The sequence below is a fragment of the Actinomadura soli genome (assembly GCF_005889715.1).
GTDB lineage: Bacteria > Actinomycetota > Actinomycetes > Streptosporangiales > Streptosporangiaceae > Spirillospora > Spirillospora soli.
In genome coordinates, this window is record NZ_VCKW01000269.1 from 1 (window position 1) to 11,114 (window position 11,114).

The window sequence follows — 11,114 nt, forward strand, 5'->3', positions numbered from 1 at the left end:
CCGGCCACCCCCGGTACTTCCGGTACCCCGGCCGCCCCATCCGAAGGAACGGGCGCCCCTCCCGAGGCGGACGACGGAACCCGCCGCTACCTGGACGACTACCGCGACCGCACCCCGAAACGCCGATACCAGCACCACTACGGCCCCGACAACGACTAGGTGCACTGACCTGAGAGGTTAGGTAAGCGGCTGGCGGGTCGCGACCGAGCCGGGGCCGTGCGCGAGCGCGGCGTCGCCTCATGAAACGCCCGCTCGGGCTCGCTTAGGCGTTGCCGCAGCAGGCAGGCGAGCCAGAAGCCCGCGCGTGGGTTGGGGCCCAGTTTGAGACGCGCCCTAGGCGTCGCCGCAGCAGGCAGGCGAGCCAGAAGCCCGCGCGTGAGCTGAGGCCCAGTTTGAGACGCGTCCTCGTCCCGCTTGGCAAGCGGCGGGGTCAGTTCTCGTCGCGGCCCTCTTCGCTGTCGATCACGCCGTCGACGTAGCCGCGGGCGTACTCCCAGCTCACGTAGTCGACGGGGTCGGGGGCGAGGGCGGGTTCGTGGACGCGGGGCAGGCCCTCGTCGAGCAGGTGGCGCAGGTTGCCGTGCAGCAGTTCCCAGTCGATGTAGTGGAGCTTGCCGCAGTCGCCGCAGTCGACGGTGAGCCCGCGCACGCCGAGCGGTTCCAGCAGGGCCCGGAAGACCTCCAGGTCGGCGAGGTCGGCCAGCACGTCCTCCCGCTCCGTCACGCTGAGCGGAGCGGTGTCGTCGCCCGGGTCGCCGAGCGCCGCCGCCGGGTCCTCCGGGTCTCCGGCGAACGGGTCGAGCGGAGCATCGTCGTGCACACACCCACGCTACTGCTACGCGCCCGAGGTGGTGCACCCCCCTGTCTCCTCTGTGCGTGAACAATCACGGGGCGTGCGCGCGAGCGGGAATGTGCGGGACCGCCGCCCTTGTTGCGGGATGTCATCAGGCCACGTGGCCGCCGTCGGCAAAGCCCGTCCGGTCGCGGGTTCACGCCCTACCATGGGTACAGGGTCGCCATGACCTGGCCCGATGCCGCCACCACTAACGGGAAGGTAGTCATGAACCCCGCCGAGCCCGAGAAGTTCCTCCCGCAGGGCCTGACCTTCGACGACGTGCTCCTGCTGCCGGGCTACTCCGACCTGCAGCCCGGCGAGGCCGACACCACGACCCGGCTGACCCGCGAGATCTCGCTGCGCATCCCGCTCCTGTCGGCGGCGATGGACACGGTGACCGAGGCCCGGACGGCGGTCGCGATGGCCCGGCAGGGCGGCATCGGCGTCCTGCACCGGAACATGTCGATCGAGGAGCAGGCGGAGGAGGCCGACCGGGTCAAGCGCTCCGAGGCCGGAATGATCACCAATCCGGTGACCTGCCTGCCGGACGCGACGCTCGCCGACGTCGAGGAACTTTGCGCCGGCTACCGGATCTCGGGCGTGCCGGTCACCGACGTACGGGGCGTGCTGGTCGGCATCGTGACGAACCGGGACATGCGCTTCGAGTCCGACCCGTCCCGTCCGGTGCGCGAGGTCATGACGCCGATGCCGCTGGTCACGGCCCCGGTGGATGTGACGCGTGACGAGGCTTTCCGGCTCCTGGCGGGCAACAAGGTGGAGAAGCTCCCCCTCGTGGACGCCGACGGCCGCCTCAAGGGCCTCATCACCACCAAGGACTTCACCAAGAGCGAGCAGTACCCCGACTCCACCAAGGACGCAGACGGACGGCTCCTCGTCGCCGCGGCCGTCGGCGTCGGCGAGGACGCGATCCGCCGCGCGCAGGCCCTCATCGAGGCCGGCACCGATGTGATCATCGTGGACACCGCGCACGGCCACTCCAAGGGCGTCGCCGACACGATCGCCGCGATCAAATCGAACGCGGCCGTCGAGGTCGTCGGCGGCAACATCGCCACCTACGCGGGCGCGAAGGTCCTGGTGGAGGCGGGCGCCGACGCGGTCAAGGTCGGCGTCGGACCGGGCTCGATCTGTACCACCCGCATCGTCGCCGGCGTCGGCGTCCCGCAGCTCACCGCGATCTCCGAGGCGGCCCGCGCGGCGCGCGAGGCCGGTGTCCCGGTGATCGGCGACGGCGGCGTGCAGTACTCCGGTGACATCGCCAAGGCCATCGTCGCGGGCGCCGACACCGTCATGCTCGGCTCCCTCCTCGCGGGCGTCGAGGAGTCCCCCGGCGAGCTGATCTTCGTCCACGGCAAGCAGTACAAGTCGTACCGCGGCATGGGATCGCTCGGCGCCATGCGCAACCGGGAGCGCGGCGGCTCGTTCTCCAAGGACCGCTACGCCCAGGCCGACGTCAGCGCCGAGGAGAAGCTGATCCCCGAGGGCGTCGAGGGCCAGGTGCCCTACCGCGGCCCCCTCGCCAACGTCGCGCACCAGCTCGTCGGCGGCCTCCACCAGTCGATGTGGTACGCCGGCACCCGCACGATCCCCGAACTGCAGGAACGCGGCCAGCTCATGCGCATCAGCACCGCGGGCCTCCGCGAAAGCCACCCCCACGACATCCAGATGACCGTCGAGGCCCCCAACTACCAGGGCCGCTGACCCCCACCCGACGGCGCCCCCTGCTCGCTTTTGCCTGGACGCGAGCCGCCAACCTGCCACGCCCCGCCCAGTCAGCCTCACAGCATGGTCAGTGGGGGATTCAGCCGGGGCCTGGCTGCGTCTCGCCTGCCGTGGACGCTGACGTAAGCTCTTCCGGGGCCTGTTCCCGCAGTCGGCGGGAACGTCGAGCAGGACCGGTGACTCCGGGCGAGACGAGGACCGGCACGGCGCCGGGTGAGGAAGAGGGACGCAGTGGCTGCTGAGGTGGAGATCGGCCGGGGCAAGAGCGGCCGCCGCGCGTACGCCTTCGACGACATCGGCATCGTGCCGTCACGCCGGACACGCGATCCCGAGGAGGTCAGCGTCGCCTGGCAGATCGACGCCTACCGCTTCGAGATGCCGCTGGTCGTCGCGCCGATGGACAGCGTGGTCAGCCCCGCGATCGCGATCGCGGTCGGCCGGTTCGGCGGCCTCGCCGTCCTCGACCTCGAAGGGCTGTGGACGCGCTACGAGAACCCCGAGCCGCTGCTCGCCGAGATCGCCTCGCTGGACGACGTGCGCGCCACCCAGCGGCTCCAGGAGATCTACTCCGAGCCGATCAAGGAGGAGCTGATCGGCCGCCGGATCGAGGAGATCCGCGAAGCCGGCGTGACCGTGGCGGCGCGGCTGTCGCCGCAGCGCACCGCGGAGTTCCACAAGGCCGTCATCGACGCGGGCGTCGACCTGTTCGTGATCCGCGGCACGACCGTGTCCGCCGAGCACGTGTCGGGACGCGCCGAGCCGCTGAACCTCAAGCAGTTCATCTACGACCTGGACGTCCCCGTCATCGTCGGCGGCTGCTCCACCTACACGGCGGCGCTGCACCTGATGCGCACCGGCGCGGCCGGGGTCCTCGTCGGGTTCGGCGGCGGCTCCGGGCACACCACGCGGACCGTCCTCGGCGTCGCCGTCCCGATGGCCACGGCCGTCGCGGACGTGGCCGCCGCCCGCCGCGACTACATGGACGAGTCCGGCGGACGCTACGTCCACGTGATCGCCGACGGCGGCATGGTCAACAGCGGCGACATCGCCAAGGCGTTCGCGTGCGGCTCCGACGCCGTGATGGTCGGGTCGCCGTTCGCCCGGTCCACCGAGTCGCCGGGACGCGGCTACCACTGGGGCAGCGAGGCCCACCACGGCGACGTCCCGCGCGGCACCCGCCTCGAACTCGGGACGATCGGCTCGATGGAGCAGATCCTGCACGGCCCGTCCCATGTCGCGGACGGCTCGATGAACCTGATCGGCGCCCTGCGCCGCGCGATGGCGACGTCCGGCTACACGGAACTGAAGGAGTTCCAACGCGTCCAGGTCGTAGTGGCCCCCCGCCGCTTCACCGACTGACCCTCGACCGCGTCCTCCAGAACCAGCGCCCTTCAAAACCGGCGCGGCGCCCTCGGGATCGGAGGCCCTCAGGACTGGTGGCCTACGGGACCGGCGCCCTCTCGGACTGGTGGCCTTCAGGATCGGCGGCCCTTCAGGACCCTCGCTCTTCAGGACCGGCGCCCTTCAGGACCGGTGCCCTCAGGACCGGTGCCCTCAGGAGCGGCGCCCTTCAGGAGCGGCGCCCTTCAGAGCCGGGGGTCTTCAGGGCTGGTGGTCTTCTGGGCTGCGGTGGTCGGGCCTCGGGTGCGGCGGGCTCTTGGGGGAGTGGGCGGCTGAGACCGAGCACACGTGGAAGTCGGTCGGTTCCGGGGTGGAGCCGTCCCTACTCTGGGGTAGGTAACGCTCGGAAACCGAACGGCTGTTGGGGGAATCGCGATGACGGGATCACCTGTGACGGGTCTGGGCAGCTCCCGGCTGGGCCCGGCCGAACGGGCGGCGGCGCTCGATCGCATGGCGCGCGAGGAGTTCGACGTGGTCGTCGTTGGGGGCGGCATCGTCGGCGCGGGCGCGGCGCTCGACGCGGCCACCCGTGGGCTGTCCGTCGCGGTGGTCGAGGCGCGGGACTTCGCGTCCGGGACGTCCTCCCGGTCCTCCAAGCTGATCCACGGCGGGCTGCGCTACCTGGAGCAGTACAACTTCGACCTCGTCCGGGAGGCCCTTACCGAACGCGGCCTCCTGCTCCAGCAGATCGCTCCGCACCTGGTGAGACCCGTACCGTTTCTGCTGCCCACGACCCACCGGGTGTGGGAGCGCGCGTACTTCGGCGCGGGGGTGGCGCTGTACGACGCGCTCGCGTTCCAGATGGGCAGCACCCGCGGTGTCCCGCACCACCGGCACCTGACCAGGCGCGGTGCGCTGCGGCTCGCTCCGTCCCTCCGCAAGGACTCCTTCGTCGGGGCGATCCAACTCTGGGACGCGCAGGTGGACGACGCCCGCTTCGTGATGATGGCGCTCCGCACCGCCGCCGAGTACGGCGCGCAGATCGCGTCCCGCACCCAGTGCATCGGGTTCCTGCGCGAGGGCGAGCGTGTCACCGGCCTGCGCGTCCGCGACCTGGAGGGCACCACGACCAGCGAGGTCCGCGCCAAGCAGGTCGTCAACGCCACCGGCGTCTGGACGGACGACATCCAGGAACTCGTCGGCGGGCGCGGCCAGATCCACGTCAAGGCGTCCAAGGGCATCCACCTGGTCGTCCCGAAGGACCGGATTCACTCCGCGACCGGCATCCTCCTCCGTACGGAGAAGTCGGTCCTGTTCGTGATCCCGTGGGGGCGCCATTGGATCATCGGCACCACCGACACCGCCTGGGACCTCGACAAGGCCCACCCCGCCGCGTCCAAGGCCGACATCGACTACGTCCTCGACCACGTCAACACCGTCCTGAACACGCCCCTCACCCACGACGACGTCGAGGGCGTCTACGCGGGGCTGCGACCGCTCCTCACCGGCGAGACCGAGGAGACGTCCAAGCTCTCCCGCGAGCATGTCGTCGCGCATCCCGTTCCGGGCCTCGTGCTCGTCGCGGGCGGCAAGTACACCACCTACCGCGTCATGGCCAAGGACGCCATCGACGCCGTCGCGCACGGCCTCGACGGCAAGATCCCCGAGTCCTGCACCGACCGCGTCCCGCTCGTCGGCGGCGACGGCTTCCAGGCCATGTGGAACGCCCGCCACCGGCTCGCCTCCCGCTCCGGCCTCCACGTCGCCCGGATCGAGCACCTTCTGCGCCGCCACGGGACGCTGCTGGACGATCTCCTCGAACTGATCTCGGAGAAGCCCGACCTGGGCAAGCCCCTCGGCGGCGCGGACGACTACCTGCGCGCCGAGATCGTCTACGCCGCCAGCCACGAGGGCGCCCGCCACCTGAACGACGTCCTCGCCCGCCGCACCCGCATCTCCATCGAGACCTGGGACCGCGGCGTCGGCGTCGCCCAGGAGGCCGCCGACCTTCTCGCCCCCGTCCTCGGCTGGTCCAAGAAGCAGCGCGACCGCGAGATCGAGTACTACCGCAAGCGCGTGGAAGCCGAACGCGCCTCCCAGACGCAGGAGGACGACCAGGAAGCCGACGCCCACCGCCGAGGCGCCCCCGACATAGTCCCCACCGCCTAGCCAACCGGCCACGTTCGTTCACGGGACGTCGCGTGGGCCGATGATTCTTCGTCCTTCCCGGTCTCTGTCATGGGTGACGGAGCACAGATGAGGAGGAAGATATGAGACGCGTGGTTCTCTCCATGATGACCAGCGTGGACGGCTTCATCGCGGGTCCGGACGGCGACCTCGACTGGATGATCTCACCGGACGAGGACAGGCAGGCCGAGGCGCTGGAGCACCTCGACGCGATCGACACCGCCCTGATCGGCCGGGGCGTGTACGAGGAGATGGTGCGGTACTGGCCCACGGCGTCGGGCGAGTTCGCGGACCGCGTCAACGCAATGCCCAAGCTCGTCTTCTCCCGGAGACCGGGGCGGCTGCGGTGGACGAACGCCCGCATCGTCCCCGTGTCCGGCGACGCGGACCTGGTCGATCAGGTGACGCTGCTGAAGAGCCGCCCTGGCCGGGACATGGTGCTCTTCGGCGGCGCGCGGCTCGCGCAGTCCTTCGCGCGGCTCGCTCTGGTGGACGAATACCGGTTGTGCGTCCAGCCGGTCGCGCTGGGCTCGGGCCGTCCGCTGTTCGGCGATCTCGAATCCAGAATGGCGCTGACCCTGACCGCGATCCGCCCGTTCCCCTCCGGCGCCGCGCTGGCCACCTACCGGCCGTCCCTCGCGGGTTAGGGGCGCCTGCCGGCCGTCTAGGGGTGCGGGCGGCCTTGCATCAGGGCCTTACCGGTCTTGTAGAGGTTGGTGGGGACTCGGGCGGGGTCAAGGAGGTGCTGGAAGGCGAGGCCGAAGTCGAGGGCCATGGTGAGGGTGGCGCGTTCGTCGGGGGCGATGCCGTCGGCGGGGTCCAGCTGGCTGGCCAGGCGGGCGCGGCGTTCGGCGTACCATTCGGCGATGCGCCAGCCCGCGGCGTAGTCGCGCATGCCGTAGAGCCAGAACTCGACGAGGAGCAGGGCGAGCTGGCGGGCGCGGTCGTCGGGGGTGTGGCGGGCGGACGAGCGGCCGGTGGGGTCGGTGTCCTCTTCGGCGGCGCGGAGTTCCTCGCAGACGTCGGTGTTGGCCGGGTCGCTGGTGAAGCGTTCCATAAGGGCCAGGAGCAGGTCGGTCTTGCCGGCGAAGTTGGAGTAGACGGCGCCCTTGGTGAGACCGGCGGCCGCGGCGATGTCGTCGAGCGACGCGCCGTGGATGCCGCGTTCGGCCCAGAGGCGTTCGGCGGCGATGAGCAGCGCGGTGCGGGTCTCGTCCCGGCGGTCCCGGCGGTCCCGGCCGTCGCGGCGGTCGCGGCGGTCCTGGCGGTCGCGGCGGTCGCGGCGTTGCCGGGCGCCGTCGGACGGTCGCGGGGAGCGGGGCACCGGCATGTCGCCCTCGGGCCGATGGCCGCCGTGGGTGTCCCTCATGCGTCGTTCCCTCCGTCAGCGGGGACGCGCGTCCGAGGGGGCGGGCCGCGCGCCGGGATTCTCCTCCTGTTCTTCGGAATACACCGGTCGGATCCGGTCAGTCCCCGAGTTGCGCAACTCAGACTGGTTTGGAACGGTCCGGTTCGCCGGGTCCCGATGGTGTATCGGCGGCGGTAAGCATGAATCGGGAGCTGTGCGGCAAAGCGCCCAAGTCGCGCGTTACTTGCGGGTAGCCAAGAACGGTCAGGGCGTCCTACGCTGCGTGCATGGCTTCTCCGACGGTCCGTGCCGAGGGCGCGGCAGAGCGCACGCTGCCCCAGAATCTGATCGACCGGCTGGCATCCCATATCGCCTCGGACGGCGCCGACACCGCGACGATCCCGTGCCCGTTCACCGGCGAGGCCCTCGCGACCGTCCCCCTCTCCAGTGCCGACGACGTCCGCGAGGCGTACGCGCGGGCCCAGAAGGCGCAGAAGGCATGGGCGCGGCTGACGGTGGGCGAGCGGGTCAAGCCGTTCCTCAGACTCGCGGACGCGCTGGTCGACCGGCGCGAGGAGATCCTCGACATCATCCAGCTCGAGACCGGCAAGGCGCGGCGTCATGCGATGGAGGAGTTCCTCGACGTGACGCTGTGCTCGCTGTACTACGCGCGGCGGGCCGCGCGGCTCCTGAAGCCGAGGCGCAGGCAGGGCATGCTGCCGGGGCTGACCCGGGTGCAGGAGTTGCGGCACCCGAAGGGCGTGGTGGCGCTGATCGCGCCGTGGAACTATCCGTTCGCCCTCGGGGCGAGCGACATCGCGCCTGCCTTGATGGCGGGCAACGCGGTGATCCACAAGCCGGACACCCAGACGTGCCTGTCGAGCCTGTGGGTCCTGGATCTGCTGATCGAGCTCGGGCTGCCCCGGGGGCTGTGGCAGGTCGTCGTGGGCGAGCCGTCCGAGATCGGTGATCCCCTGGTGGAGAACGCCGACTACGTGTCGTTCACCGGCTCGACGCGGGGCGGCAAGGCCATCGCGGAGAAGGTCGCGCCGCGGCTGGTGGCGTACTCGCTGGAGCTCGGCGGGAAGAACCCGATGATCGTGATGCCGGACGCCGACGTCGAGCGCACCGCGCGGGGCGCCGTCCGCGCTTGCTTCACCAACGCCGGGCAGCTGTGCATCTCGATCGAGCGGATGTACGTGCACGAGGACGTGTACGACACGTTCGTCCCCCGGTTCGTCGAACTCGTGAAGGGCATGAAGCTCGGCACCGGGCTCGACTTCGGCTCCGAAATGGGCTCGCTGACCTACGAGCGGCAGCTCGACGCGGTGACGCGGCACGTCGACCAGGCCGTTGAGCGCGGAGCCACCGTTCTCGCCGGGGGAAAGGCGCGTCCGGACATCGGGCCGCTCTTCTACGAGCCGACGGTGCTCGCGGACGTCAACGGCGACATGGACCTCTGCGCGAACGAGACGTTCGGCCCCGTCGTCGCGCTCTACAAGTACCGGGACGAGGACGAGGTCGTCGCCCGCGCCAACGACACCCCGTACGGGCTGAACGCGTCGGTGTGGACGAAGAACCCGGCCCGGGGCCGCCGTCTCGCCGCCCGCATCCAGGCCGGGACGGTCAACATCAACGACGGGTACGGCGCGGCCTACGCGTCGTACGACTCGCCGATGGGCGGGATGAAGCAGTCCGGCGTGGGACGCCGCCACGGGTCGGAGGGCCTGCTGAAGTTCACCGAGGTGCAGACCGTCGCGAGCCAGCACATCATGGACCTCGAACCTCCGGGCTCGATCGGCTACGACCGGTTCGCCGACGCCATGGCGACCGGGATCAAGCTCATGAAGAAGCTGCGGATCAAGTAGGGATCGCCCGTGAAGCATGACTTCGACGTGCTCGTCATCGGGTCCGGGTTCGGCGGGAGCGTGTCGGCGCTGCGGCTGACCGAGAAGGGCTACCGGGTCGGCGTGATCGAGGCGGGCCGCCGCTTCGACACGAACCCGTCCGGGGCGCCGGGGTCGCGGTACCCGGAGCTGCCCAGGACGAACTGGCGGATCGGCCGCTACCTGTGGGCGCCGGCGCTCGGGCTCACCGGCATCCAGCGGATGCACCTGATCCGGGGCGCGAAGTCGAGCCGGGTGATGGTGCTGGCGGGCGCGGGCGTCGGCGGCGGGTCGCTGAACTACGCCAACACCCTGTACGTCCCGCCGGAGCCGTTCTTCAAGGACCGGCAGTGGGCGCACATCACCGACTGGCAGGACGAGCTGGCGCCCTTCTACGAGCAGGCCAAGCGCATGCTCGGCGTCGTCCGGAACACGACGACCACCGAGGCCGACAAGGTCATGAAGAAGGTCGCCGACCGGATGGGCAAGGGCGACACCTACGTCCAGACCCCGGTCGGCGTCTTCTTCGGGCAGGGCGCCGGGATCGAGAGCGCCGACCCGTACTTCGGCGGGACGGGCCCGCGCCGCCGCGGCTGCCTGGAGTGCGGCGAGTGCATGGTGGGCTGCCGCCACGGCGCGAAGAACATGCTCACGGAGAACTACCTGTACCTCGCGGAGAAGGCCGGGGCGCGGGTGATGCCGCTCAGCCGCGTCACCGGCGTCCGGCCGCTCGCGGGCGGCGGCTACGAGGTGGCGATCGTCCGGACCGGCTCGTTCGGACGCGACCGCAAGACGTTCACCACCGGGCAGGTCGTCTTCGCAGCCGGCACCTACGGGACGCAGAAGCTCCTGCACAAGCTCAAGGCGACCGGCCGCCTCCCGCGCCTGTCGGACCGGCTCGGCACGCTGACCCGCACCAACTCGGAGGCGATCCTCGGCGGCGGCCGCGCCAACGGCAGGCCGGGCCCCGACTTCTCCGAGGGCGTCGCGATCACCTCGTCGTTCCACCCGGCGCCGGACACGCACATCGAGCCCGTCCGGTACGGCCGGGGCTCCAACCTGCTCGCCGCTCTCCAGACGCTTCTCGTGGACGGCGACCGGCCCGGCGAGAAGCACACGCCCCGCCTGCTGAAGTTCGTCCGGGAGGCCGCGCGCCGCCCCCGCCATCTGATCCAGCTGCTGGACGTTCGGCACTGGTCCGAGCGGACCGTCATCGCGCTGGTCATGCAGACCCGCGACAACTCGATCACGCTGCGCCCCGAGCGGGGCCCGTTCGGCTGGGACGTCCGCGCGTCCACCGGCCACGGGGAGCCCAACCCGACGTGGATCCCGGAGGGCCACGAGGCGACCCGGCTGATCGCCGAGGAGATCGGCGGCATGGCCGGCGGCACGTGGGGCGACCTGTTCGACGTCCCGATGACGGCGCACTTCCTCGGCGGATGCGTGATCGGGGACTCGCCGGAGGCGGGCGTCATCGACCCCTACCACCGCGTCTACGGGCACCCCGGCCTGCATGTCGTGGACGGCTCCGCCGTCTCCGCCAACCTGGGCGTCAACCCGTCCCTCACCATCACGGCCCAGGCCGAACGCGCCATGTCGTTCTGGCCGAACCGCTCTGAGGACGACCCGCGCCCAGCCCTTGGCGACGCCTACCAGCGCCTCAAGCCCGTCGCGCCGAAGAACCCCGTCGTCCCGGCCGACGCGCCCGGCGCCCTCCGCCTCCCGATCATCGACATCACCTGACCCGACCGCCCCCTCGCCCGACACGACCGCCCCC

Annotated in this window: 8 protein-coding genes; 6 read left to right on the forward strand and 2 right to left on the reverse strand. The window is 71.1% G+C overall.

Annotated features, from left to right (window positions below):
• Positions 1–430: 430 nt before the first annotated feature.
• On the reverse strand, positions 431–820 hold the full coding sequence (locus ETD83_RS34345; RefSeq protein WP_138649375.1) for a DUF5319 domain-containing protein: 390 nt from the start codon (positions 818–820) through the stop codon (positions 431–433).
• Positions 821–1,060: 240 nt separating this feature from the next.
• Between ETD83_RS34345 and guaB the strand changes: the two genes are divergently transcribed.
• The 4 genes from guaB (at position 1,061) to ETD83_RS34365 (ending at position 6,750) form a co-directional block, all read left to right on the forward strand.
• Positions 1,061–2,554 carry an IMP dehydrogenase gene (guaB, locus tag ETD83_RS34350; RefSeq protein ID WP_138649380.1) on the forward strand — a complete coding sequence of 498 codons (1,494 nt, stop codon included), beginning with the start codon at positions 1,061–1,063 and terminating at the stop codon, positions 2,552–2,554.
• 264 nt (positions 2,555–2,818) lie between these two features.
• The gene (locus ETD83_RS34355) at positions 2,819–3,934 is read left to right on the forward strand and encodes a GuaB3 family IMP dehydrogenase-related protein (RefSeq protein WP_138649381.1); all 1,116 of its coding nucleotides are present in this window, start codon (positions 2,819–2,821) and stop codon (positions 3,932–3,934) included.
• Between the two features lie 417 nt (positions 3,935–4,351).
• Positions 4,352–6,085 (forward strand): glycerol-3-phosphate dehydrogenase/oxidase, encoded by a 1,734-nt coding sequence (locus ETD83_RS34360; protein ID WP_138649376.1) that lies wholly within the window; start codon positions 4,352–4,354, stop codon positions 6,083–6,085.
• A gap of 101 nt (positions 6,086–6,186) precedes the next feature.
• Complete coding sequence (locus ETD83_RS34365) at positions 6,187–6,750, forward strand: dihydrofolate reductase family protein (protein WP_138649377.1); 564 nt, start codon at positions 6,187–6,189, stop codon at positions 6,748–6,750.
• 17 nt (positions 6,751–6,767) lie between these two features.
• Here the strand turns inward: ETD83_RS34365 and ETD83_RS34370 are convergent, their stop codons facing one another.
• Positions 6,768–7,472 (reverse strand): TetR/AcrR family transcriptional regulator, encoded by a 705-nt coding sequence (locus ETD83_RS34370; RefSeq protein WP_230421374.1) that lies wholly within the window; start codon positions 7,470–7,472, stop codon positions 6,768–6,770.
• Positions 7,473–7,738: 266 nt separating this feature from the next.
• Between ETD83_RS34370 and ETD83_RS34375 the strand changes: the two genes are divergently transcribed.
• Positions 7,739–9,319 (forward strand): succinic semialdehyde dehydrogenase, encoded by a 1,581-nt coding sequence (locus ETD83_RS34375; protein WP_138649378.1) that lies wholly within the window; start codon positions 7,739–7,741, stop codon positions 9,317–9,319.
• Between the two features lie 9 nt (positions 9,320–9,328).
• Entirely contained in the window at positions 9,329–11,080 is a 1,752-nt protein-coding gene (locus ETD83_RS34380; RefSeq protein WP_138649379.1) for a GMC oxidoreductase, read from the forward strand.
• The last annotated feature ends 34 nt before the right edge of the window (positions 11,081–11,114 follow it).

What these genes read in the sequence shown, in the direction of transcription:
- guaB (WP_138649380.1), top strand. Translation starts at nt 1,061, where the DNA reads ATGAACCCCGCCGAGCCCGAGAAGTTCCTCCCGCAGGGCCTGACCTTC.
- ETD83_RS34360 (WP_138649376.1), top strand. Translation starts at nt 4,352, where the DNA reads ATGACGGGATCACCTGTGACGGGTCTGGGCAGCTCCCGGCTGGGCCCG.
- ETD83_RS34365 (WP_138649377.1), top strand. Translation starts at nt 6,187, where the DNA reads ATGAGACGCGTGGTTCTCTCCATGATGACCAGCGTGGACGGCTTCATC.
- ETD83_RS34370 (WP_230421374.1), bottom strand. Translation starts at nt 7,472, where the DNA reads ATGAGGGACACCCACGGCGGCCATCGGCCCGAGGGCGACATGCCGGTG.
- ETD83_RS34375 (WP_138649378.1), top strand. Translation starts at nt 7,739, where the DNA reads ATGGCTTCTCCGACGGTCCGTGCCGAGGGCGCGGCAGAGCGCACGCTG.